This is a genomic window from Actinorectispora metalli (assembly GCF_056323685.1).
On record NZ_JBREYE010000001.1, the window covers coordinates 2,880,894 to 2,903,897 of the forward strand.

At 69.6% G+C, this 23,004-nt stretch carries 20 protein-coding genes and 2 tRNA genes; 15 read left to right on the forward strand and 7 right to left on the reverse strand.

The genetic code is table 11. The annotated features are described in order from the left end of the window. The first annotated feature begins 18 nt into the window (after window positions 1-18). Genes alr through tsaE form a run of 3 tightly spaced genes read left to right on the forward strand, consistent with a single transcriptional unit; the run spans window position 19 to window position 2,767 of the window. The gene (alr, locus tag ACU6XJ_RS13565) at window positions 19-1,182 is read left to right on the forward strand and encodes an alanine racemase (RefSeq protein ID WP_476310595.1); all 1,164 of its coding nucleotides are present in this window, start codon (window positions 19-21) and stop codon (window positions 1,180-1,182) included. Next, the gene (locus tag ACU6XJ_RS13570) at window positions 1,179-2,285 is read left to right on the forward strand and encodes an alpha/beta fold hydrolase (RefSeq protein WP_476310598.1); all 1,107 of its coding nucleotides are present in this window, start codon (window positions 1,179-1,181) and stop codon (window positions 2,283-2,285) included. The genes alr and ACU6XJ_RS13570 overlap by 4 nt, the downstream gene beginning before the upstream one ends. Further along, a complete protein-coding gene (tsaE, locus tag ACU6XJ_RS13575; protein ID WP_476310601.1) occupies window positions 2,282-2,767 on the forward strand; it encodes a tRNA (adenosine(37)-N6)-threonylcarbamoyltransferase complex ATPase subunit type 1 TsaE in 486 nt (161 codons plus the stop codon). The genes ACU6XJ_RS13570 and tsaE overlap by 4 nt, the downstream gene beginning before the upstream one ends. Here the strand turns inward: tsaE and ACU6XJ_RS13580 are convergent. Further along, window positions 2,764-3,189, reverse strand: coding sequence for a hypothetical protein (locus ACU6XJ_RS13580; protein WP_476310604.1), 426 nt, complete (start codon window positions 3,187-3,189; stop codon window positions 2,764-2,766). The genes tsaE and ACU6XJ_RS13580 overlap by 4 nt on opposite strands. A 16-nt stretch (window positions 3,190-3,205) precedes the next feature. After that, window positions 3,206-4,420, reverse strand: a complete 1,215-nt coding sequence (locus tag ACU6XJ_RS13585; RefSeq protein WP_476310607.1) for an FAD-dependent monooxygenase — start codon at window positions 4,418-4,420, stop codon at window positions 3,206-3,208. Between the two features lie 150 nt (window positions 4,421-4,570). Here ACU6XJ_RS13585 and ACU6XJ_RS13590 point away from each other — a divergent pair, with 150 nt between their 5' ends. Next, entirely contained in the window at window positions 4,571-5,491 is a 921-nt protein-coding gene (locus ACU6XJ_RS13590) for a TetR/AcrR family transcriptional regulator C-terminal domain-containing protein (RefSeq protein ID WP_476310610.1), read from the forward strand. On the opposite strand, the gene ACU6XJ_RS13595 is transcribed toward ACU6XJ_RS13590, so the two are convergent. Further along, window positions 5,441-6,607 carry a lytic transglycosylase domain-containing protein gene (locus tag ACU6XJ_RS13595; RefSeq protein ID WP_476310612.1) on the reverse strand — a complete coding sequence of 389 codons (1,167 nt, stop codon included), beginning with the start codon at window positions 6,605-6,607 and terminating at the stop codon, window positions 5,441-5,443. The two genes, ACU6XJ_RS13590 and ACU6XJ_RS13595, sit on opposite strands and share 51 nt — an antisense overlap. An 875-nt stretch (window positions 6,608-7,482) precedes the next feature. Here ACU6XJ_RS13595 and ACU6XJ_RS13600 point away from each other — a divergent pair. The 5 genes from ACU6XJ_RS13600 (at window position 7,483) to ACU6XJ_RS13620 (ending at window position 14,929) form a co-directional block, all read left to right on the forward strand. Next, complete coding sequence (locus tag ACU6XJ_RS13600) at window positions 7,483-10,353, forward strand: plastocyanin/azurin family copper-binding protein (RefSeq protein WP_476310615.1); 2,871 nt, start codon at window positions 7,483-7,485, stop codon at window positions 10,351-10,353. Between the two features lie 85 nt (window positions 10,354-10,438). After that, a complete protein-coding gene (locus tag ACU6XJ_RS13605) occupies window positions 10,439-11,560 on the forward strand; it encodes a multicopper oxidase domain-containing protein (protein ID WP_476310617.1) in 1,122 nt (373 codons plus the stop codon). Window positions 11,561-11,633: 73 nt separating this feature from the next. Continuing rightward, window positions 11,634-12,320: a YcnI family protein gene (locus tag ACU6XJ_RS13610; protein WP_476310620.1), complete on the forward strand. Its 687-nt coding sequence runs from the start codon at window positions 11,634-11,636 to the stop codon at window positions 12,318-12,320. A gap of 12 nt (window positions 12,321-12,332) precedes the next feature. After that, entirely contained in the window at window positions 12,333-14,063 is a 1,731-nt protein-coding gene (locus tag ACU6XJ_RS13615; RefSeq protein WP_476310622.1) for a copper resistance CopC/CopD family protein, read from the forward strand. 17 nt (window positions 14,064-14,080) lie between these two features. After that, window positions 14,081-14,929, forward strand: a complete 849-nt coding sequence (locus ACU6XJ_RS13620) for a helix-turn-helix domain-containing protein (RefSeq protein WP_476310625.1) — start codon at window positions 14,081-14,083, stop codon at window positions 14,927-14,929. 7 nt (window positions 14,930-14,936) lie between these two features. Here ACU6XJ_RS13620 and ACU6XJ_RS13625 read toward each other — a convergent pair. Together ACU6XJ_RS13625 and ACU6XJ_RS13630 are read right to left on the reverse strand one after the other, a co-directional pair. Next, a tRNA-Arg gene (locus ACU6XJ_RS13625) sits at window positions 14,937-15,009 on the reverse strand. 61 nt (window positions 15,010-15,070) lie between these two features. Continuing rightward, window positions 15,071-15,144: transfer RNA gene (locus ACU6XJ_RS13630), tRNA-Arg, on the reverse strand. Window positions 15,145-15,568: 424 nt separating this feature from the next. Here ACU6XJ_RS13630 and tsaB point away from each other — a divergent pair. The 4 genes from tsaB to ACU6XJ_RS13650 all read left to right on the forward strand — a co-directional run bounded on the left by tsaB (window position 15,569) and on the right by ACU6XJ_RS13650 (window position 18,376). Then, entirely contained in the window at window positions 15,569-16,282 is a 714-nt protein-coding gene (tsaB, locus tag ACU6XJ_RS13635) for a tRNA (adenosine(37)-N6)-threonylcarbamoyltransferase complex dimerization subunit type 1 TsaB (RefSeq protein ID WP_476310628.1), read from the forward strand. Continuing rightward, a complete protein-coding gene (gene rimI, locus ACU6XJ_RS13640) occupies window positions 16,279-16,764 on the forward strand; it encodes a ribosomal protein S18-alanine N-acetyltransferase (RefSeq protein ID WP_476310631.1) in 486 nt (161 codons plus the stop codon). The genes tsaB and rimI overlap by 4 nt, the downstream gene beginning before the upstream one ends. Next, on the forward strand, window positions 16,761-17,825 hold the full coding sequence (gene tsaD / locus ACU6XJ_RS13645) for a tRNA (adenosine(37)-N6)-threonylcarbamoyltransferase complex transferase subunit TsaD (protein WP_476310633.1): 1,065 nt from the start codon (window positions 16,761-16,763) through the stop codon (window positions 17,823-17,825). Before rimI ends, tsaD begins: the two co-directional genes overlap by 4 nt. Window positions 17,826-17,887: 62 nt before the next feature. After that, window positions 17,888-18,376: an SRPBCC family protein gene (locus ACU6XJ_RS13650; protein ID WP_476310636.1), complete on the forward strand. Its 489-nt coding sequence runs from the start codon at window positions 17,888-17,890 to the stop codon at window positions 18,374-18,376. A 53-nt stretch (window positions 18,377-18,429) separates the two neighbouring features. Here ACU6XJ_RS13650 and ACU6XJ_RS13655 read toward each other — a convergent pair whose 3' ends face one another. Both ACU6XJ_RS13655 and ACU6XJ_RS13660 read right to left on the reverse strand, forming a co-directional pair. Further along, the gene (locus ACU6XJ_RS13655) at window positions 18,430-18,867 is read right to left on the reverse strand and encodes a DoxX family protein (protein WP_476310639.1); all 438 of its coding nucleotides are present in this window, start codon (window positions 18,865-18,867) and stop codon (window positions 18,430-18,432) included. A gap of 104 nt (window positions 18,868-18,971) precedes the next feature. Then, a complete protein-coding gene (locus ACU6XJ_RS13660) occupies window positions 18,972-20,543 on the reverse strand; it encodes an alkaline phosphatase D family protein (protein WP_476310642.1) in 1,572 nt (523 codons plus the stop codon). A 262-nt stretch (window positions 20,544-20,805) separates the two neighbouring features. On the opposite strand from ACU6XJ_RS13660, the gene groES reads away from it, so the two are divergent. Continuing rightward, window positions 20,806-21,102, forward strand: coding sequence for a co-chaperone GroES (gene groES, locus ACU6XJ_RS13665; protein ID WP_476310645.1), 297 nt, complete (start codon window positions 20,806-20,808; stop codon window positions 21,100-21,102). A 134-nt stretch (window positions 21,103-21,236) separates the two neighbouring features. After that, window positions 21,237-22,877, forward strand: a complete 1,641-nt coding sequence (gene groL, locus ACU6XJ_RS13670; RefSeq protein ID WP_476310647.1) for a chaperonin GroEL — start codon at window positions 21,237-21,239, stop codon at window positions 22,875-22,877. Window positions 22,878-23,004 lie beyond the last annotated feature (127 nt).

Genomic DNA, 23,004 nt, shown 5'->3' on the forward strand with positions numbered 1-23,004 from the left:
TGACACCATTGTTGGCGTATGGGTGAAGCAGCCTTGGCCCGGACAGAGGGCAACTCCTCGCGCGCGGAGATCGTCATCGATCTCGGCGCGATCACGCACAACGTCAGGCGGCTGGCGGGGCCCGCCGCGGCGAACGGCGCCGCCACGATGGCGGTGGTCAAGGCCGACGGCTACGGGCACGGCGCGGTCGAGGTGGCGCGGGCGGCGTTGGCGGGCGGCGCGACCTGGCTGGGGGTGACCTCCACCACCGAGGCGCGGGTGCTGCGGGACGCGGGCATCGAGGCACCGGTGCTGTCCTGGCTGAACCTGCCAGACGAGGACTTCGCCGCGGCGGTCGCGGCCGACGTCGACCTCTCCGCGTCCTCCGTGGCCGAACTCGACGCCGTGCTCAAGGGCGCCGCGCTGGCGCACCGGCCCGCCCGGCTGCACCTGAAGATCGACACCGGGCTGAGCCGCAACGGCTGCCAGCCCGCGGATTGGCCCGCGCTGGTGGACGCCGCCGCTGCCGCCGAACGCGAGGGGGCGGCGGAGGTCGTCGCGGTGTGGACCCACCTGGCCACCGCCGACGAGCCGGAGCGGCCCGCCACGGAGCGGCAGCGCACGCGGTTCGAGCAGGCCTACGAGGTGGCGTTGCGGGCGGGGTTGCGGCCGATCCGGCACGCCGCCAACTCGGCGGCGACGCTGGCATTCCCGGAACTGCACTACGACCTGGTCCGCCCCGGCATCGCGGTCTACGGGCTCGACCCCGTGCCGCACCTCGGCGATCACGGGCTGCGTCCCGCGATGACCTTCCGCTCCAGGGTTGCGCTGGTGAAGCGGGTACCCGCAGGTGAGGGCGTGTCCTACGGCCACCTCTGGCACACCGACCGCGAGACCACGCTGGCGCTGGTTCCGGTCGGCTACGCCGACGGCGTCCCGCGCTCGCTGTCGGGCCTCATGCGGGTGTGGCTTGCAGGCAAATCGCGCCCCGTCGTTGGCAGGGTGTGCATGGATCAGTTCGTGGTCGACTGCGGGGACGACGCGGTGACCGAGGGCGAGCGGGTGGTGTTGTTCGGCACCGGGGAGCACGGCGAGCCCACCGCGGCGGAGTGGGCGGAGAAGCTGGGCACGATCCACTACGAGATCGTCACCGGAATGTACCGGCGGCGGGTCAGCCGCATCATGGTGGGGGAGCCCGCGTGAACCAGTTCTGGCGCACGGTGGGCGTGTTGGGCGGATTGGTCGGCGCTGCCGCCGCGGGCACCGCGGTCGGGGTGGCCGCGCACAGTGCGCGGATCTCCGCGCAGCGCAAGGGGGTCGGGGAGGATCCGTTGCTGGACGAGGCCTTGGGTGAACTCGCGCCGGACCGGGAGTGCACGGTCGTGGCGGATGACGGGGTGCCGCTTTCCGTCGAGGAGGTGGACCCCGCCGACGGCGGCACGCCGGAGCTGACCATCGTGCTGGTGCACGGCTTCTCGCTCGACCGCCGCAGCTGGCATTTCCAGCGCCGTGACCTGCCCAAACTGACCGGCCCCCGGGTGAAGCTGGTGCTGTTCGACCACCGCAGCCACGGCCGCTCCGGCCGGTCCCGGCGCCGGTCCTGCACGATCGAGCAGCTTGGCAGGGACATCGACGCCGTGATCAGGGCGGTGGCCCCCAAGGGCCCGCTGGTCCTGGCGGGCCACTCCATGGGCGGCATGGCGATCATGGCGCTGGCCGAGCAGCAGCCCGAGCTTTTCGCCGACCGGGTGCGTGGCGCGGCGTTCCTGAACACCTCCGCGGGCAAGGTCGGCGCGGCCGGTCTGACCCGGCCGGTGCTGTCCCGCCGCAACCCCGTCACCTATGCCTTGGCACGGCTGTCCCGCTGGCAGCCCCGCATGGTGGAGTGGGCCCGCGGCGTCGGCGATGACCTGGCCTGGGGGGTGACCAGGGCGCTGGCCTTCGGTGACGCCAAGGTCAGCCCGGCGCTGGTGGACCTGCTGGACCGCATGATCAGCGCCACTCCGGTCCGGGTGCTCACCGACTTCCTGCCGACGCTCGGCACCCACGACCGGTTCGCGGCTCTGCGCGGCCTGCAACACTGTCACGTGCTGGTCATCGGCGGCGACGCCGACCGGTTGATCCCGTTCTCGCATTCGCAGGCCATCGCCTCGGACCTGCCCGACGCCGAGCTTGTGGTGGCGGCGGGCGCCGGGCACGTTGCGATGCTGGAGCAGCCCGAGGTGGTCAACGAGGCGCTGGTCGCGCTGGCGAGGGCCAGCGGGAAGACACGCCCATGGAACAAGCGGTGGTGGAAACGAGCATGACGATGGTCGACACGGCCTCGATGGCGGGATTCCGGACCGAACTGCCCGAGGTCGGCGATACCGAGGCGTTCGGGCGACGGCTGAGCGCCGCGCTGCGCGCAGGTGACCTGGTGCTGCTGTCCGGTCCGCTGGGCGCGGGCAAGACCGCCCTGGTCCGCGGGGTCGCCGCCGGGCTCGGGGTGCGGGGCCAGGTGCACTCGCCGACGTTCGTGATCGCCCGCGTGCACAAGCCAACGCCCGATGGCCGCGGGGTGCCGCTGGTGCATGTCGACGCCTACCGGCTCGGCGGTCTCGACGAACTGGACACCCTCGACCTGGACACCGACCTGGAAGACGCGGCGGTGCTGGTGGAGTGGGGCGAGGGCGTCGCCGAGCAGCTTTCCGAGGAACACCTGCTGGTGCGCATCGAACGCCGCCCGGACGACACCCGCGTCGCCACCCTCCACCCGCACGGCACCCGCTGGCAGGACGTGCGCTTCTAGCTCCACCGCCTCATGCGGTATGCCCCTCGGGTCTCACCCTCGCGCGGCTGCGGCGCTTCCGTCTCGCGGGGCACCCGCCAGAGCAGGACGAGCCGCAGAACGCAGACCGCCAGGACGAGGTAGCCGAACACGGCGAACAGCACCGGGGCGAGATCCTGCGAACCAATCACCAACGAGGTGAGCGTGATCAGGGACATCGCCAGCCACACCCCGGCAAGAACCTTGCTCGCTACCGGCAACCTGCGGTTGGCGAAGAGGAAGTCGAACATCACCCACGCATAGGCACCGATCGGCCATCCCAGCCGATTCAGCCGCCGCAAACCCGGACTGTGATCCCGTGGTGCGAACGGATCCCGCCGGTCTTCCCCCTGAGTCGTGTCCACACCGGAATCCTCCGCAACGCCGTTGTCCCACAAGGTCATCGTTGCCGTTTCGGTATCAACTCACGGTCTGGAAGCCGTAGTCCTTCAGGTCGATCAGGTTCGCGGCGCGCTGCATGTCACCGCTGAGCCTGTTCTTGCCCGGCAGGTGCGGCAGCAGCCGCATGAACTGGTTGCGCAGCCAGATGCCGTGCCGCGTGCTGGGCGCGAAACCACTGGTGCCGCCCGGCGGGCGCTTCTGGTTCGCCGTGACGTACCCCCGCATTTCGTTGTCGAACCGCGCGAACGCCACCCGGTGATCGCCATCCGCGGCAAGCTCACCGGCCAGCACGTACGCGCCGACCAGCGCCATGCTGGTGCCCATGCCCAGCGATCCGCCGAACGCGGCATCACCGAGCAGCACGATCCGGCCGCGGGACCAGGCGTCCAGCCGGACCTCGCCCGCCCGCGCGAAGTACAGGTCGTCGGCGTCCCGAAGCTGGTCGAGCAGCTCGGGCAGCTCCCAGCCCCCGCCCGCGAACACCCTGGCCAGCAGATCCTTCTGCGCCCGCATGTCCCGTCGGTCCACGGCCAGGTCCGGGGAGACGAAGGCCAGCATGGCGCGGACCTCGCCGGTGTCGCCGATCGGGTACAGCATCACCACCCGCCCGCCGACACCGTTGCCCGCGGGCAGGTTGTGCATGAGCTGCCAGCCCTTCAGCTCCAGACGGGTGCGCGCGGTGAAGTAGGCGCCGTAGTGCCCGAGGTCGCGCACCGCGTCCGCACCGAAAGCCAAGCCCCGCACGGCGGAGCCGATGCCGTCGGCCCCGATCACCAAGTCGAAGGACCGCGCCGGGGCGTGCCGGAAGGAGACCTCGACGCCGTCTCCGTGCTCCACGAGGCCGGTGATCGTGTCGCCGTAGAGGCATTCGACGTCGGTGCCCGCGGCCTCGTGCAGGATGCGGACCAGGTCGCCGCGCAGGATCTCAATTTCGGCGATGATCCCGCCCGAGTCGCCGAACTCCTCCCCGGTCATCTCGGCCCGCCGCCGCCCGGCGGCGTCCACGATCGCGATGCCGTGGGTACCGGTGTGACAGGCCCGGACCTCGTCCAGGATGCCCATCCGCCGCACCACCTCCCGCGCGGCGCCGCGGATGTCGATGGCCTGGCCGCCGGAACGCAACTCGTCCGTCCGCTCCACCAGCGTCGGCGTGAAGCCGCGTCGCCGCAGCCAGTACGCCGCCGACAACCCGGCGATTCCCGCGCCGGAGATGAGAACGCTGCCCTTGCCCATGGTGTCCCCTCAGGTGTTCGGAAAGCCCCGCTGCGTACAACGTACAAACGCCCTGCGTACGATGTACAAGCCGGCGGCGAAAGCGTCCTAGTGCACTGGCGAGTTCCCAGCGGAACGCGCGGCGGTGCACTAGTGCGGACAGGAGAAACGATGGCCAATGAGGCGCCCTATCTGCGGATCGCGGCCGAACTCCGCGGCCGCATCGAACGCGGTGAGCTCCGCCCTGGCGACCGGGTGCCGTCCACTCGGGAGATCACCCGGGACTGGGGCGTGGCGATGGCCACCGCCACCAAGGTGATCGCGACACTCCGCGAGCAGGGGCTCGTCGACACCCGGCCCGGAACGGGCACCGTGGTGCGCTCCGACGCGGGCGGGCGGGAAGGCGACCTCACCCGCGACCGCATCGTGCGCGAGGCGATCGCCATCGCCGACGCCGAGGGCCTGGCCATGCTGACCATGCGCAGGGTGGCCACCCAACTCGGCGCCGCCACCATGTCGCTGTACCGGCATGTGCAGGGCAAGGAGGCCCTGCTGCTGTTCATGGCCGACACCGTGTTCGGCGAGTTCCCGCTGCCCGCCAAGGCACCCGCGGGGTGGCGCGAGCGGCTGGAGACCGCTGCCCGTCTGATGTGGACGGCGTTCCGGCGGCATCCGTGGGCGGCCGAGGTGCTGTCGATGACCCGCCCGCAGCTACTGCCCAACCTGCTGGCCTACGCCGAGTGGAACCTGACCGCGCTGCGCGAGGTGGGCTTCGACCTGCACGACATGATGTACATCCACCTCAGCGTCATCGGTCACGTCCGAGGCACTGCGCTGAGCCTGCAATCGGAGGCACAGGCCCGCCAGGACACCGGTATCACCAACGAGGAGTGGGTGGAGCGCCAGCAGGAGGGCGTGCGGAAGGTGCTGGCGGGCGGCAGGCTGCCGACCTTCGGCTGGGTGGTGTCGCAGGAGTTCGACCACGATCTGGACGCGGTGTTCGACTACGGCCTGCGGTGCCTGCTGGACGGCGTGCGGGCCTCACTGCCCGAGCGGCCTGCTGCCCTGCTGGAGCGAGATCAGCGCCAGTAGACCCGCGAGCGGGTCGCCCGGCTTCTGCTCGCCCGGCTGCTGGTCGCTGAGCTCGATCTCGCCGAGTTTGAGCAGGTAGTCCCGGCAGGCCAGGTCCGTCTCGAGCCCCAGTGCCTTGGCGTCGATGCCGAGCTCCGCCAACCGCAATAGGCACCCGTCGGCGTCGGGCGGTGGCGCACCAGGCGGGTTCGGAGCGCTGCCGGGCGGCCCGCCGGGTTGGGTGGAGGGCGGCAGGGAGGGCGATGAGGACGGCGGCATGGGCGGGAGCCCGCTGGGCGGCTGGGGGCGGGCCTGGTCCGGGGGCTGCGGGCGACCGGTCTGCGGTGGGCCGACCGGTGCGGCGGTGGCGCCTGCCGAGTAGGTGTTGGCCCAGGCCAGCACGGTCCGCACGTACTCCGTCGATGGGTTGTAGCTCAGCACCGCAGCCACCAGGTGGGTGCGGTCGGACAGGTCCCGCCCGCCCGCGCACAGGTAGCGGCCCGCGGAGGCGGTGGCGTCGAAGACGTTCTGCGGATTGGTGTTGCCGTCCCGGTTGGCGTCGACGCCGTGGGCCCGCCAGGTGCCGGGGATGAACTGCATGGGTCCGACGGCGCGGTCCCACTGGGCGTCGCCGTCCAGCTTGCCGCCGTCGGTGTCGCGGATCGCGGCGAACCCGCCCGCCCCGTCGAGCCGCGGGCCGTAGATCGGGTTCACCGCCGTGCCGCCGGGGTCGACATGCCCGTTGCGGGCGTGGTTGGTCTCCACCTTGCCGATGGCCGCGAGCAGCGTCCACGGCAGCTTGCACCGTCGGTGGCTCAGCGCGGTGGCGTATTCCGACCACCGGTAGGCGTACATCATCATCGCCGGGATGCCCGCGGCGCTCCCGGTGCCGACCGGCGTCACCGCGCCCGGCGGCTGCACGGCGCTGGGCTCCGGACCGGTGAGCACGCCCCCGAACACCCCATCGTCGGGCTGCACGTAGGTCGGCGGCCGCGAGGCGGGCGGCCCCGCGGCATCCGCAGTCTGCTTCTTCATGACCGCGTCCGCCGGGACGCTCGCGATCGCCAGGACCACCGCGCTCGCGGTGAGCAGCCGCAGGCGTCTGCGGCTCGGGTCCGGGCTGCGGTGTTTGGGCACGTCATCTCCCGCGGGTGGAAGGGCGGAAAAGGCACGGAGTGAAAATTAGCCTGCGCAATAACGCGCTCCGTTCCGGTGATGTTCCCGGCAAGTGACAACGCACGTCAACCGATTCCGTCGAACCGGGAATGGTGGTCGAGGTTCAAGGAAACTGTTTTGTGATCGGGGGTGACAAGAGTCTGGGAGCTCGATTGCCTGGAGGCAAAGGGTTACCCGTCGGTATCCACTCGGATGGAGCACCGGTCGCCGGCTCCATCACATGTCGGCTATTTGGCCGAGTTGTTTCGGGAGGTCGAATGGGCCGCCCGGACCAGTCCGGCGGGCCGGAAGGTTGAAGTGCGTCGTACGCCACGTGGCCCCGGTGGTCCACCTGTGCCGGGCAGCCGGAGAACCCGCAGGTTAAAAGCCTGACTGCCGCTCAGGGCCCGCAGGCCTGTGTGGACATGCCCTGACCGGCGGCGTTGACCTCACATCGACGGTCGGCGCGGTGTGCGGGCAGTCCTGAAAATGGCTTTTAATTGCGATGGCAATCATCTCTCACGCGGATTTATTCCTCGGAGTGAGGCTCTGATTACGCAGCCTTAACGGATCAGAGATGTGTTAGACGCACAAACTCGCAGTATTTGCGATGTATTTGTCCAACCAAACCCCCTGATGTCGGCTCCGCGGCAGAGAGCGCAAATGTCGGTGATTCTCTCCACGGTCGAGCGACTCTGTGTCGCCCATTTTCCAGGCCGGCTGACACAGGCGTCAGTGGATGTCTTCCACCGCAACGCACGCTGCCTGCCCGGTGCAGGAGGAGAGAAAGGGAAACCATGCGACCACCCCCCTGGACACGCGGACTGCTGTCCGCGAGGTCCCGGACCGTCCGGATCGTGGCGCCCGTAGTGGCGCTGACGATGACCGTGCTCGGCTTTGTGCTGGTGAACGTCGCCTCCGCGGCGACGTTCAACGTCAAGCAGCAGAACACCCAGTTCCTGCCGAGCACGCTGGACATCAGCGTCGGCGACACTGTCGTCTGGACCAACGACGAGTCAGACGGCACGATCCACAGTGTCGTCGGTGACAGCGGCACACCCCAGTCCGCCGACCAGGCACCCGGCCAGAACTACGAGGTGCAGTTCACCACGCCGGGCACCTACACCTACCACTGTCGGTTCCACCCGGACATGCTCGGCCAGATCACCGTGACCGGCGGCGGGGCTCCTCCGACGACCACGACCATGCCGCCCACCACGACCACCGCGGACCCGACGACAACCACGGCGGACCCCACCACCACGACGGCGGAGCCCACCAGCACCACGGCCCCTCCGACGACAACGACCGGCGGGACGACAACGCCCCAGCCGACCACCACCCAGCCGACCGTGCCCTCGCCGACCGGCGGCAACCCGCCTCCGACCTCGACGCACTCGGCACAACCGGGCCTGCCGGTCGGGGTCGGTCCGGTGCCGATCCAGTTCGACCTGACTGACAACCAGGGCGAATGGTTCGACACCAACCTCAACCTGTTCGGCACCCAGTCCTTGGCGGCCGCCGTGCTGCCCAGGGTCGGGCTGTCCAGCCTGCCGACCGATCCGAACGCGCTGCTGAACACCGACCTCGAGAAGCTGACCAACCTGCTTCCCGCGGCCCCCGGTCTCCCGCAGCTACCGGGTCTGCCGGAACTGCCGGGCCTGCCCGGTCTCCCGGGTCTGCCCGCGGTCGGTGGCGGGGTGCCCCCGCTGCCCACGGCGGCGATCCCGGCAGGCACCGCTCCGCAGCAGCAGGCTCCCACGCTGCCGCTGATCGGCAACCTGGGTGTCGACCCGCTGAAGCTGCTCAACCTGGACAACCTGCGTCAGTCGGTGACCACCCTGGTGGGCCCGAACGACGCGCGGGCCAAGAAGGCCAGCGTCCTGATCGAGCGGATGTCCAAGGACATCGCGGCGGCTCCGCCAGGCGTTCCGCTCACGCTCACCGACCTCCCGGTGGGCGTCGAGTTGGAGGGCCTGCTGGAGGACCTGCGGAACACCACGAAGCAGTTGACCGTGCCGTTGAAGGTCAACTTCGACGTGGCCGCCCCCGCGGCCGCCTCGGTGCACTCGGTGACCGGTCTGATCTGGCCGGAGGCCGCCAAGCACTTCGACCAGGCCGCCGCGTTCACCGGCAGCCAGAGCTACGAGATCACCGAGCCGGGTCTGTACGCCTGGGCGTGCAAGATCCACCCGTACATGCTCGGTGCGGCCGTGGTGGACGACCCGCTGACCATCGGCCTGGACTTCGGCAAGAAGCTCAAGGTCAACAGCCGGGGCCTCAACGTGCCGTCGTCGGCGGACATCATCCAGCAGCTGGTGCAGAAGTTCTTCAACATCACCGCCCCGCGTAACTGGCAGAACTTCAGCGCCGACAAGGAAACCACCTGGGACCCGGTGTACCCGGTCGCCCCGATCCTGCAATACGACGGTGAAGGCAAGCCGGTGCTGATCCCCAGCCTGGACGCCTACTTCCAGCAGAAGTTCAGCGAGCCGAAGACGCTTCCCGCGGCGAACCTGAAGCCGTCCGTGCCGGGTGTCGGCGAGGTCTGGATCGACGCCCAGATGGAGAAGACCAAGCGCAAGTCCAAGTCGGGCACGGCCACCAAGATCGACGCGACCACCTTCGAGGTGGCCCGCAAGGTCGCGTTGCCGGGCATCAACATGAACAACCCGCACAACATGTGGACCGACAAGGACTACAAGTACATCTACCAAACGGAGTGGTTCAACGACAAACTCGACGTCTTCGACCGCGCCACGGGTGCCTTCGTCCGGCAGATCACCGTCGGACCCGACCCGTCGCACGTGATGACCAGGACCGACACCGACCAACTGCACATCGCCATCAACGGCGGCAGCAGCGTGGTCGAGCTCAGTCCCGGCGCCACCAAGGTCGACCGCCGCATTCCGGTGCAGATGCCGGGCGAGAAGATCGCCCACCCGCACGCGCACTGGATGACCGGCGACGGCAAGACGATGATCACGCCGAACGTCAACACCTACGACGCCACCGTCGTCGACATCCCGACCGGCAAGATCAGGAAGGAAGCCACCGGCGAGCTTCCGATCGCCAGCGGCATGACCGCCGACGGCAGCAAGGCCTATGAGGCCAACTTCCTCGGCGCCAGCGTGTCCTGCATCTCGCTCACCGCGAAGGACGCGTGCAACACCGACAGCGGCGGCAAGGCCCACAACAAGACCATCGATCTGTGGGCGGGATACGACCCGGTCAGCGGCGTGAAGACGCCGGGTGCCTGGGGCGGTCTGCCGATCCAGCTGCCGGTCTCGCCGGACAACAGCGCCGTCTTGGTCGCGAACACGCTCACCAGCCTCATCACGGTGATCGACCCGAAGACGGACAAGGTCGTGAAGTACCTGCCCTGTGACGCGGGCTGCCACGGCATCAACTTCGGCCACAAGAAGGGCGGCGGCTACTACGGCTACGTCTCGTCCAAGTTCGCCAACGCCTGGATGGTGATCGACCCCGATCCCAACGGCGACGGCAACCCCGCCGACGCCGCGATCGTGGGCAAGAAGCTCCTCAACGCCACCGACGCCACCGCTACCGACGACGAGATCGTCGAGTACAACGGCTTCGGTGGCCAGGGAGTCCTTGCCATTCCGCTGGCATACGAGGGCTGGTCGCAGCAGGTTCCCGCGGGACCGATGCGTGAGCAGCTGACCTGCCGGCAGATCAACCCGGTCCAGCACCGGTCCGTCTGTTAGCGATTCCGCCGAGAAACGGGCCGGGAAGCTCAAGTTCAGGGGTGGGCTCCCCGGCCCCGCTCGGCGGTTCTCGGAAGGGAACCCCATGCAGATTCCACAGTGGCGGAACCGGCTGGCGTCCTACCGGCTGCGTCACCCCACCGGCCTGCCACGGCCGGTGTGGGGCGCGTTGTCGCTGACCCTCACGGCCGCGCTCATCGCCGGGATGTTCACCATCGCAGCCCAGGCACCCGCGGTGCGGCCCGCCGCGATGCCGATGGCACACGGCACCGCGCCGGGCACCCTGGCGGTGCCCGTCGCGGAGGGCGTGCCGGAGAACGTCGGCAAGGACCTCGGCGACGGCACGCGGCTGGCCAATGTCGACACCCAGGGCGGCGTCAAGGTGTTCCACCTTCGGGCCGCGCCGATGAAGCTGGAGACGGCGCCGGGCGTGTTCAAGGACGCCTATGCCTTCAACGGCGTCGTGCCCGGCCCGGTGATCAGGGTGAACGAGGGCGACAAGGTGAAGATCATCGTCAAGAACGATCTTCCCGAGGACACCTCCGTGCACTGGCACGGGATGGTCCTGCCCAACAGCCAGGACGGCGTCGCGCCGGTCACCCAGCCGCACATCATGCCCGGCGAGACCTACACCTACGAGTGGACCGCGGTGGCCACCGGAACCCACTGGTACCACTCGCATATGGACGGCACCCAGATCGGGCGCGGTCTGTTCGGCTCGCTGGAGGTGGTGCCCAGGATCGGTGACATCCACGCCGACCGGGACTACCGGGTGATGGTCGGCGACGGCCTGCTCGGCTTCACCATCAACGGGCGGGTCTTCCCCAAGACGACTCCGCTCAAGGCCAGGGTCGGCGAGCGGGTTCGGCTGCGGGTCATCGGCACCGGCCCGGAGATGATCCACCCGATGCACCTACACGGTGCGGCCTTCGAGATCGCCGCGCAGGACGGGTACCCGGCGTTCTTCCCGCAACGGGCGGACACCGTGAACGTCGGCGTGGGCCAGGCCTACGACCTGGTCTTCACCCCGACCAAACCCGGCAAGTGGATGTTCCACTGCCACATCTTCTCGCACTCCGAGACCAAGCAGGGCATGCAGGGAATCGTCACCTTCATCGAGGTGGAGCCTGCCGCCCTGCCCCTGCCGGACCTTCCGCTGCCGGTCCAACTCCCACCGGTACCGCCACTACCTCTCGGCTCGTCCTGACGCCGATCCACGCCGTGTGCCGGGCGGGTGGCCCGGCCCGGCACACGGCATCCCCTCTTACCAAGGAGCCACCATGGGTTCACGCCTGAAAGCCCTGCTGCTCACCGCTTTCGCCCTGATCGCCTTGGCGGCGCCCGCCGCCGCACACGTATCGGTGAGCCCCGACACCGCGGAGCCCGGCAGCTTCGGCACGTTCTCCTTCCGGGTGCCCAACGAACGCGACACCGCATCGACCGTCGCGCTGGAGGTCGTGCTGCCGCAGGACCATCCGCTGGCCTCGGTCTCGGTGCGGCCGGTGCCTGGCTGGACGTCGGAGGTCCGTAAGGAGAAGCTGCCCGCGCCCGTCAAGACCGGTCACCACGAGGTCACCGAGGCCATCACCGCGATCACCTGGCGCGGCGGGCAGATCGCGCCGGGGCAGTACCAGGACTTCGAGGTCGCGCTCGGACGGCTGCCGGAGCACACCGACCGACTGGTGTTCAAGGCGTTGCAGACGTACTCCAACGGCGAGGTCGTGCGCTGGATCGAGGTCCCGCAGGGCGATCTGGAACCGGAGAACCCCGCGCCGGTGCTCACGCTCGCCACCGCCGCTGCCGCCGCCCCGCCGGCCGCGGATGACCTCACCGCACGGTGGCTGGCGCTGGTCGCGTTGTTGCCCGGTGCCATCGCCATCGCGCTGGTGCTGCGCCGCAAGCCTGTGGCGGTGCCGGTGCCACCCGATGCCGAGGCGAAAAAGATCCGGGAACCAGCGCGGACCTGAAAGGCGGCCAACGTGTGCCTACCTCTGTTGCGGCGGATCGCGGCAGCTCTGCTGCTGTGCGCCGGAGCCCTGACCGTCTTCGCGGTGCCCGCCGGTGCACACGCGACGCTGCTCTCCGCCACTCCAGCGGCCTACTCGGTGCTCGCCGAGGCGCCCAAGGAGATCATGCTGACCTTCAACGAGCCGGTGGAACTCGGCCTGGCCGCGGTCCGCCTGCTCGACCCGGCGGGCAACGACGTGCTGTTGGATGCCCCAAGGCATGCAGGCGACCGCACAGACGTGATCGCGGTGACGGTGCCCGGCCAACTTGGCCAGGGCTCGCACACGGTGGCGTGGAAGGCCGTCTCCGCGGACACCCACCCGGTGCAGGGTGCGTTCGTGTTCAGCGTCGGCCGCCCCACCGCCGCCGCGGGCACCGTGCCCACCGTCGCCGACCAGGGCGGTACCGCAGGGACCCTGTTCACAGTCTCCCGCTGGCTCGCGTTCGCCTGCTTCGCGCTGCTGGTGGGCATCGCGTTCTTCACCGCGGTCTGCTGGCCCGCCGGCACGCAGCGCCGCACCGTCCGCGTTCTGCTGTGGACAAGTTGGGCGGGTCTGCTCACCGCGTCGGTCGCGGGCCTGCTCCTGTACGGCCCCTACGCCACCGGCGGATTCGACCTCGGCACGACCCTCACCACCCGCATGGGCATCGCGTTGGCGGCCCGGATCGTGTTGCTGCTGGCCGTGATTGTCGGGCTGGTGTGGTTGCTGCGCCACCCAGGTTCGCCTGCCTCGCGCAACCTCCGGCGCAGAGCCGCGGCAATCCTGGATGCGGCAGCGCTGCTCGCCGCGACCTGGGCGCTGGCCAACCACAGTGGCGCGGGCTCCCAGGTGTTCATCGCCGTGCCCGCCGACGTGCTGCACCTCGGCGCCATGGGCGTCTGGATCGGCGGCCTCGCCGCGCTTGCGGTGCTGCTGCGAAGCAAGGACGTGCAGGCGATGCGCGAAGGGGTGCCGCTCTTCTCCCGCACAGCGCTGGTGTGCGTCGGCATCCTGGTGGCCACCGGCAGCTACCAAAGCTGGCGCCAGGTCGGCACCCTGTCGGCGCTGACCAACACCTCCTACGGCTGGCTGCTCGTGGTCAAGGGCGCCCTGGTGCTGCTGCTTGTCGGACTCGGCGCGCTGGCCCGATCCTGGGTGCACCGCCACTACACCGTCGAGGCCACCACCATCGCCGGGAAACGCAGGGCGAGGCGCGGCCCCATCGACAGCGAGGTCACCCGCTTCGGGCGCCTGGTGTCGGTGGAGGTGGTGATCGCGGTGCTGGTCCTCGGCCTCACCGCGATGCTGGTCGACACCGAACCCGCGCGCGCCGCGCAGGCCAGGGCCGATGGCCCGCAGGCCCAGCCGGTGGCAGCGGGCCCGGCCATGATGGCGCTGCCCTTCGACACCGGCACCGGCCCCGTGGGCAAGGGCATGGTGACCATCGTGGTCGACCCCGCGCAGGTCGGCCTGAACGGCGTGCACATCCAGGTGCTCGACCCTGGCGGCAGGCCCAAGGACGTCCCGGAACTGACGCTGCGGCTACACCTGCCCGAACGCTCGGTCGGCCCGATGCAGGTGCAGGTCGCCAATGCGGGCCCCGGCCACTTCCTCACCAGCACGGCGCTGCCGCTGCCCGGCCGGTGGCGGCTCGCGGTCACCGTGCGCACCTCGGAAATCGACCAGGCCACCGTCACCACCGCGGTGGACGTCCGCCCATGACGGTATTGGAGCGTGCCGTGAGAACGATTTCGCACATCCCCAGGTATTCCGCGACCCAGCAGGTGAAGGTTCCCGTGGTGACCAGGCGCGACGCGAGGAAGCTGTCCCCCGAGGCGCTGGAGGACCTGCGCCGCCGCGCCGTGCACGCGGTCGTCTCCGGGGCCACCCAGGCCGAGGTGGCCAGAATCTTCGGTGTGTCCCGCCAGACCGTGTGCGGCTGGGTCCGCGACTACCGCACCGCGGGCCACAGCGCCCTGGCCCCACGCAAACGCGGCCGCCGCCGCGGCGAGCAGCAACTGCTCACCACCGAGATGCAGAACGAGATCATCACACCCCTGCTCACCGGCACCCCCGACCGCTTCGGCCTGCCGTACCTGCTGTGGACCAGACAAGCCGTTGCCGACCTGATCGACACCCGGCTGGGCGTCCGCCTCAGCATCACCTCGGTCGGCAACTACCTGCGCCTGTGGGGCTTCCAGCCCGCCCGTCCCCTGGAAGACGCCCTGCGCAGGCGTCCCACCGCCGTCACCCGCTGGCGCGACCGCGACTATCCGATCCTCATGCGCGCCGCCCGCGCCGACGGCGCCCAAATCCTGTGGGCAGGCAGCCGCACCATGCGCTCGGCCCTCCACCAGGACACGCCCCTGCTGTCCGCGGTGTCCAACCGGGGCTCGGTCACCTTCGCGACCTACCCCGACAGCACGGGCAGTCCGGTGCTCGTCGACTTCCTCGCCAGGCTGTCCACCCAGGCCAACCGCCGGATCGCGGTGATCACCGACTGCCGCTTACCGCGTCCCCCCGACGCCGTCAGCCAATGGCTGCACGACAACCGCCACCGTGTCGTCGTGCACTTCCTGCCGACGTAGAACCCGGTGCCCCCGACAGGAATCGAACCTGTATCCCCGGGTTCGAAGCCCGGTGTCGTCGTCCGTTGGACCACGAGGGCGTGCGCTCCGGGAACGGCGCAACCCGTTCCCGGAGCTGTACAACCATCCTTGGGCGGTACGTACTCCTGCCAGGACTCGAACCTGGGACCTCGGCATTCGTAATGCCGTGCTCTGTCCTGCTGAGCTACAGAAGCGTGGGGAAGGCGAGACGCGTCCACACCGCGATGCGGTCGGTGGAGCGCGGGCTTGGGCACACCGTGCTCCGGCGCTGCGGATTTCGGGCTCGGCACTCCCCGGTGCCGGTTCGCGCGCCGGGACGCGTCTCACCAGGTCGGGGAAAGAAAAACCGCCCTGGTCGCCGAGGCGAGCGAAGGGCGGCTTCCGAGTGCGGCCGGTACCTACCGGGTCGGAAAGCCTGGGTGTCGGTCACGCCTGTCGGGGCGGGCGTGAGCGCGGAAGCACCGTTCCATTCGCTCAGTACTGAGGTGTCGCATGCTCATCGCTCTCGCCTCCTTTCACGTGCTCGACGGGCACAACTATCCCGTGCCGGACGATCAGCGGCAACGCATTTTCTACCTGCGGAAACGCCTCCGAAGACGCCGTGTAGGTTTGATTGCCGTGCTTGTGCTTGCCGTGGACACCGCGACGCCGGCGGTCACCGCCGGGCTGGTCGAGGCCTTCAGCCCCGAGTCGGATCACCCCGTGCCGCTGGTGCCCGACCGCAGGGTGATCGACCCCCGTGCTCATGCCGAGCAGCTGATGGTGCAGGTCAACGCCGTGCTGTCCGATGCGGGCAAGACGCTGGGCGATGTGGACGCCGTGGTGTGCGGGTCCGGGCCGGGGCCGTTCACCGGGCTGCGGGTCGGCATGGTCACCGCCGCGGCGCTGTCCGACGCGTTGGAGGTGCCGGTCTACGCGGTCTCCTCGCTGCGGGCCATCGCCGCTGAGATGCGCATCAAGGAGCGGAGGGAGTGCTACTCGGGTTTCGCGGTGGTCACCGACGCCCGCCGCAAAGAGGTGTACTGGCTGATCGTCCTGCGGGACGGCATCGCCATGGGCCCCAGCGTGTGCAAGCCCGCCGCCCTGCGGCTCAAGCTCGACCAGCTGGGCATCGGCGCTGTGGTCGGACACGGCGGGCAGCTGTACGCCGAGGCGTTCGACCGGGCGGAGCCCCGACTGGAACAGCTGGATTACCCCTCGGCGTTCGGGCTGGTCACCGAAGCGCTGCCGCTGCTGGAGAAGCGGGCGCCGTCCTCGGACCTGACGCCGCTGTACCTGCGCAAGCCCGATGCGGTGGAGCCCAACGGGATCAAGCCGGTGAGCACGGGGTGATCATCGACCGGCTGCGGCCCGAGGACCTGACGCGGTGCGCGGAGCTGGAGAGCGCGTTGTTCCCCGGCGAGGACCCGTGGACCGTGCGCATGTTCGCCACCGAACTCGAGGCCGGACACCCCTACCTCGCGGCGCGTATCGACGACCGCCTGGTCGGCTATGCGGGAATCGCGTTGATCGCATCGCCGCCCCATCCCGAGGCCGAGGTGCACACCATCGGCGTGGACCCCGGGTGGCAGGGCAAGGGGATCGGAAAGGCGCTGCTGCGCGGACTGCTGTCCATCGTGGACGAGGTCGGCGCCACCACCTTCCTCGAGGTGCGCACCGACAACCAGACCGCGATCGGGCTGTACCAGGCGCACGGGTTCGAGGTGGTGGGGCTGCGCAAGCGGTACTACCAGCCATCGGGTGCCGATGCCTTCACCATGCGTAGGCTCGCCGTTCCGGCATCCACAGTGGACGACAACAGGAGGATCGGATGAGCCGCGCGCTCGGTGGCGGAATCGTGCTCGGCATCGAGACGTCCTGCGACGAGACCGGGGTCGGCGTCGTCCGGCTGCACGCCGACGGGCGGGTCGAACTGCTCGCCGACGAGGTCGCGTCCAGTGTGGACCAGCACGCCCGCTTCGGCGGGGTGGTGCCGGAGGTGGCCAGCCGCGCCCACGTCGAGGCGATGGTCCCCACCGTGCAGCGCGCCATGCTGACCGCGGGCATCTACGGGTCCGATGTGGACGCTGTCGCGGTGACCTCAGGGCCGGGGCTGACCGGCGCGCTGGTCGTCGGCGTCGCCGCGGCGAAGGCCTACGCCACGGCCTGGGACGTGCCGCTCTACGGCGTGAACCACCTCTCCGCGCACGTCGCGGTGGACACCCTGGAACACGGGCCGCTGCCCGGTCCCGCGCTCGCGCTGCTGGTCTCCGGCGGCCACTCCAGCCTGCTGGAGGTGCCCGACCTCGCTGGGCCGATCACCCAACTCGGCGCGACCATCGACGACGCGGCGGGCGAGGCCTTCGACAAGGTGGCCCGGCTGCTCGGACTGCCGTTCCCCGGCGGTCCGCACATCGACCGCGCCGCCCGCAAGGGTGACCCGGCGGCCATCGCCTTCCCGCGCGGCCTGACCGGGCCCCGCGACGCGGCCTACGACTTCTCCTTCTCCGGCCTCAAAACCGCGGTGGCCCGCTGGATCGAGCAGGCCCGCCGGGAGGGCCGCGATGTGCCGGTCTCCGATGTCGCCGCGTCCTTCCAGGAAGCCGTGGTGGACGTCCTCACCGCGAAGGCGATCCGCGCCGCCCGCGAGAAGGACATCGACCACCTGCTCATCGGCGGCGGCGTCGCGGCCAACTCGCGGCTGCGGGCGCTGGCCGAGGAGCGCTGCGCGGCTGCGGGCGTCCGACTTCGGGTGCCGCGTCCGAAGCTGTGCACCGACAACGGCGCTATGGTCGCCGCGCTCGGCGCGCACCTGCTCGCGGCCGGTGCACCGGCCTCCCCGCTGACCATCCCGGCGGACTCCTCGATGCCCGTCACCGACGTCCTGATGCTCTGATCGCGAGTTTGCGTGTCACCTTGTCGGGTAGGCCTCCAAGCGAGACGAACAGGAGGCTTGACGTGAGTGTCATCGAGGAACACATCGAAGTCGCGGTTCCCGTACGCACCGCCTACAACCAGTGGACCCAGTTCGAGTCGTTCCCGGAGTTCATGGACGGTGTCGAGCGAGTGGACCAGCGCACCCCGACCATGACCCACTGGGTCGTGGCGATCGGCGGGCAGCGCAGGGAGTTCGACGCCAAGATCGAGCACCAGGTGCCCGACCAGCGCGTGTCCTGGCGAGTGGTGGAAGGCCCCAAGCAGGACGGCACGGTGTCCTTCACCGAGGTCACCCCGGACAAGACCAGGGTGAACCTGCGCATGGAGTACGAGCCCGAGGGCTTGGTCGAGAAGACCGGCGACCTCGTGGGCGCCGTCAAGGGCAAGGTGCGCGGCGATCTGGAGCGCTTCAAGGGCTTCATCGAGCGTCGCGGTCAGGAGACCGGCGGCTGGCGCGGAGAGGTCAAGCCGGGCCAGGGCCAGGTGAAGCCGGACCACGGTCAGGTCTGACCGCAGGGATCCAGCAGATGGCGGCCGCCAGCGGGCGGCCGCCATCGCTGTGTCTAGACCGCCGCCCCCACGGCCGCGGCGAGGAACACCACCTGAATCACGCTGCGCAGGCCCAACGGGGTCACCGGACGCCCTCCCATGCTGCCCTTCCGCCGCGCCGCGTGCACGTTCGCCGGGAACATCGCCACCAGCAGCAGCGCCAGACCGATCGCCGCGTACGGCGCGGTCGCTGGCACGAGCAGCCCGAACGCCCCCACGACCTCCAGCACCCCGGTGACGGTTACCAGCAACTCCGGCCGCGGCAGCCGCGGCGGCACCATCGCCACCAGGTCGGCCCGCCGCGAACCCCAGTGCGCCGACGCGGTCAGCAAGAACATGATCGCCAGCGCCCCACGCAACGCGGGCTGCCACCCGTCGAGAACCTCGACGCCGATCAGGCCCACACCCCGCAGCACCACCCAGGAGCCGACCAGCACCAAAAATGGAAGCACACCAATCCCCATCGTGATCGGGGTGAGCACGGCACAGGTACCGCGCTCACCCCGGAACAACTGTGAAAACAGTGTTACATAACAGAGTTATGGCGACAAGGGATTCAGGCGCGGTGCAGGGTGTGGTCACCGTCCTCGACCACGAACTTCGCCCCGGTGGTCACCGGTGCGCCCGCAGTCTTGACGTGCGAGAGCACCTTGAACTCGGCGGTGAGCTTGTCCGCCTCGAAACGGGTGCTCACGTAGCCGCGGCGGTTGCTGAAGTACTTGATGTGCGGGTTGGCCTTCAACGTGGTGTCGCCGCCCGCGGTGGTGTCGCTGCCGTCGCCGCCCGAGGTGATCGAGGTGGCCACCAACTCGACGCCGACGCTCGTCGACGACGGGTCGTCGAAGTCCGACTTCAGCTCGCTCGCCCAGTGCGAGTGCACGTCGCCGGTGAGCACCACGCCGTTTCGGGTGCGGCCCAGCGTCGGCAGGATCCGGTTGCGGGAGGCCACATAGCCGTCCCAGCCGTCCATGCTGAACTTCTGCGCGGGACCCGCGTCGGAGTCGCGCTGCGAGAAGAACACCTGTTGGCCAAGCACATCCCAGCGCGCCCGCGATGAGGCGAGCCCGGACAGCAGCCAGCGCTCCTGCTCCGCACCGGTGATCGTGCGGTCCTCCCGCAGGCGCTCGTCGCAGCCGACGTGAGAACCGTCGCCGCAGGCCTGGTCGCTGCGGTACTGCCGGGTGTCCAGCATGTGGAAGGTGGCCAGACTGCCCCACCGGACGCGCCGGTACAGCTGCATGTCGATGCCATTGGGCACCGAGGTGCGGCGCAGCGGCATGTTCTCCCAGTACGCCTGGAACGCGGCGGCGCGGCGCTTGAGGAAGTTCGGCTGCGGGATCTCCGGCTTCTCCGGCACCTCGTCGGCCCAGTTGTTGTCCAGTTCGTGGTCGTCCCACACCACCGCCCACGGTGCGATGGCATGCGCGGCCTGCAAATCCGGATCGGTCTTGTACTGCGCGTGCCGCTGCCGGTAGTTCGCCAGCGTCTCGGTCTCCGGGCCCTCGTGGTCGCGCACGTTGCCGCCCGGCGCGACGTAGCTCTTGGCCTTGTACTCGTACTGGTAGTCGCCAAGGTGCAGCACCAGGTCCGGGTGCTCCTCCGCCAGCCGCCGGTAGGCGGTGAAGTAGCCGTGCTCGTACTGCGCGCAGGAGGCGAAGCACATGGTCAGCGGCCGCAGCGCGTTGACGGCCGGTGCTGTGCGGGTACGGCCGGTCGGCGACAGGTGACCTTCGGCGCGGAAGCGGTAGAAGTAGAACCGGTCGGGCTCCAGCCCGCTCAGTTCCACGTGCACGCTGTGCGCCGACTCCGGCCGCGCGGTCGCCACGCCGCGCCGGACGACGGTGCGGAACTTCTCGTCCCTGGCAAGCTCCCATTGCACGGCGATCTTGCGGTTGGGCACGCCGCCCATGCCGTCCTCGGCCAGCGGCTTCGGTGCCAGACGGGTCCACAGCACGACGCCGTCGGAGGTGGGGTCGCCGGAGGCGACACCTAGGGTGAACGGGTCCGCCAGTCGGCCTGCGGGTGCGGCCGCGGCCAGCGGCGTGGTAGTGATCACAGTGAGGCCCGCGGCGGTGCCGCCGCCGATGAGCAGGGATCGGCGAGACAGGTTTGTGGTGGGATCGGGCACGTCAACCTCCCAGTATTGGAGTGCCGGTCCCATTGCAGGCCAGGATGGTTGCCGGGCGGAAGACGCGATGTGAACGCAGACGGAAGCCGGGAGAGGCTTCCTTTCACCCACCAGTCGGACCCGGTTGAGAGGCTGGCACTCGCATGGGTAGAGTGCTAGCTGCACGGCACCGGAGGAGCCCCGGCACCCGCGACGGCGGGGAGCCACCGAGCCGTCGGTACCTGCCAACGCTTCGAAGACCCCAGAAGGTGGAGGTCACACCGTGGCGAGCGTGAACATCAAGCCGCTCGAGGACAAGATCCTCGTCCAGGCTAGCGAGGCCGAGACGACGACTGCGTCGGGCCTCGTTATCCCGGACACCGCCAAGGAGAAGCCCCAGGAGGGCAAGGTCCTGGCTGTCGGCCCGGGCCGCATCGACGACAAGGGCAACCGCGTTCCGCTGGATGTCAATGAAGGCGATGTCGTCATCTACTCCAAGTACGGCGGCACCGAAATCCGCTACAACGGCGAGGACTACTTGATCCTCTCCGCCCGCGACGTGCTGGCTGTCATCAACTGACAACAGGCACATCATGCGCATAACCGCCCCGGCAACACCGGCATGACCGCCGGTGCCGGGGCGGTTTCGCATAGCCCTAAACCCGCTGCCGGTGCTGAGGCGGCGCCTGAGAAACATATAGAGGGGCACATCACATGCCTAAGCAGATTCGCTTCGACGAGGATGCTCGCCGGGCGCTTGAGCGCGGCGTCGACCAGCTTGCCAACGCCGTCAAGGTGACGCTCGGCCCGCGTGGCCGCCACGTCGTGCTGGACAAGAAGTTCGGCGGGCCCGCCGTCACCAACGACGGTGTGACCATCGCCCGCGAGATCGACCTGCCGGACCCGTTCGAGAACCTCGGCGCGCAGCTGGCCAAGACCGTGGCCACCAAGACCAACGACGTCGCGGGCGACGGCACCACCACCGCCACCGTGCTGGCCCAGGCGATGGTCCGCGAGGGCCTGCGCAACGTCGCCGCGGGCGCCAACCCCACCTCGCTGGGCAAGGGCATCGAGGCCGCCGCGAACGCCGTCGTCGACTTGCTCAAGGCCAAGGCCACCCCGGTCAAGGGCCGCGACAACATCGCGCAGGTCGGCACCGTCGCCTCTCGGGACATCACCATCGGCGCGCTGCTCGGCGAGGCCATCGAGAAGGTCGGCGAGGACGGCGTGATCACCGTCGAGGAGTCCTCGACGCTGGCCACCGAGCTGGAGATCACCGAGGGCGTCCAGTTCGACAAGGGCTTCATCTCCCAGCACTTCGTCACCGACTCCGAGTCGCAGGAAGCCGTCCTCGAAGACGCCTTCGTGCTGCTCAACCGCGAGAAGATCGGCTCGCTGGCCGACCTGCTGCCGCTGCTGGAGAAGGTCGCCGAGACGGGCAAGCCGCTGCTGATCGTGGCCGAGGACGTCGAGGGCGAGGCGCTGTCCACGCTGGTGGTCAACGCCATCCGCAAGACGCTGCGCGTCGTCGCGGTGAAGGCGCCCTACTTCGGTGACCGCCGCAAGGCGTTCCTGGACGACCTGGCCATCGTCACCAACGCCGAGGTCATCTCGGCCGAGGTCGGCCGCAAGCTGTCCGAGTCCGGCATCGAGGTGCTGGGCAAGGCCCGCCGCATCGTGGTCACCAAGGACGAGACCACGCTGGTCGACGGCGCAGGCGACCGCTCGGCGCTGGACGGTCGCGCGGAGCAGCTTCGTCGGGAGATCGAGTCTACCGACTCCGACTGGGACCGCGAGAAGCTCCAGGAGCGGCTGGCCAAGCTGTCCGGCGGCGTCGCCGTGATCAAGGTCGGCGCGGCCACCGAGGTCGAGCTCAAGGAGCGCAAGCACCGCATCGAGGACGCCGTCGCGGCCACCCGCGCCGCCGTCGAGGAGGGCATCGTGCCCGGCGGTGGCTCCAGCCTGGTGCACGCCGCCAAGGAACTCGAGGGCGGATTGGGCAGGACGGGCGACGAGGCGACCGGCGTCGCCATCGTGGCCAAGGCCCTGACCTCCCCGCTGTTCTGGATCGCCGCCAACTCCGGACTCGAGGGCGCCGTCGTGGTGTCCAAGGTCAAGGGCCTGGAGTGGGGTCATGGATTCAACGCGGCGGACCTGACGTACGGTGACCTGGTGGACGCTGGCATCGTTGACCCGGTGAAGGTGACGAGGTCCGCGGTTTCCAATGCGGCGTCCATCGCACGTATGGTGCTCACAACCGAGAGCGCAGTGGTGGAGAAGAAGGAAGAGGAGCCCGCCGGGCATGGACATGGCCACGGCCATGGACACGGCCACCGGCAGGGCCCCGGCTTCTGACCCACCCGGCGCAACAGGCATCGCCACCTACGGGACGTGGCGGTGGTAGTTCGGGTGCACGGGGCTGGCGCGTTCGGGCGTGCCAGCCCCCTTTAAAGGCTTTAGTACGCAGAAGGCCCCGGTGGGA

Coding starts and splice junctions, on each gene's coding strand:
- tsaE (WP_476310601.1), top strand. CDS start 2,282: ATGACGATGGTCGACACGGCCTCGATGGCGGGATTCCGGACCGAACTG.
- ACU6XJ_RS13590 (WP_476310610.1), top strand. CDS start 4,571: ATGGCCAATGAGGCGCCCTATCTGCGGATCGCGGCCGAACTCCGCGGC.
- tsaD (WP_476310633.1), top strand. CDS start 16,761: ATGAGCCGCGCGCTCGGTGGCGGAATCGTGCTCGGCATCGAGACGTCC.
- ACU6XJ_RS13605 (WP_476310617.1), top strand. CDS start 10,439: ATGCAGATTCCACAGTGGCGGAACCGGCTGGCGTCCTACCGGCTGCGT.
- alr (WP_476310595.1), top strand. CDS start 19: ATGGGTGAAGCAGCCTTGGCCCGGACAGAGGGCAACTCCTCGCGCGCG.
- ACU6XJ_RS13610 (WP_476310620.1), top strand. CDS start 11,634: ATGGGTTCACGCCTGAAAGCCCTGCTGCTCACCGCTTTCGCCCTGATC.
- ACU6XJ_RS13580 (WP_476310604.1), bottom strand. CDS start 3,189: ATGACCTTGTGGGACAACGGCGTTGCGGAGGATTCCGGTGTGGACACG.
- ACU6XJ_RS13585 (WP_476310607.1), bottom strand. CDS start 4,420: ATGGGCAAGGGCAGCGTTCTCATCTCCGGCGCGGGAATCGCCGGGTTG.
- groL (WP_476310647.1), top strand. CDS start 21,237: ATGCCTAAGCAGATTCGCTTCGACGAGGATGCTCGCCGGGCGCTTGAG.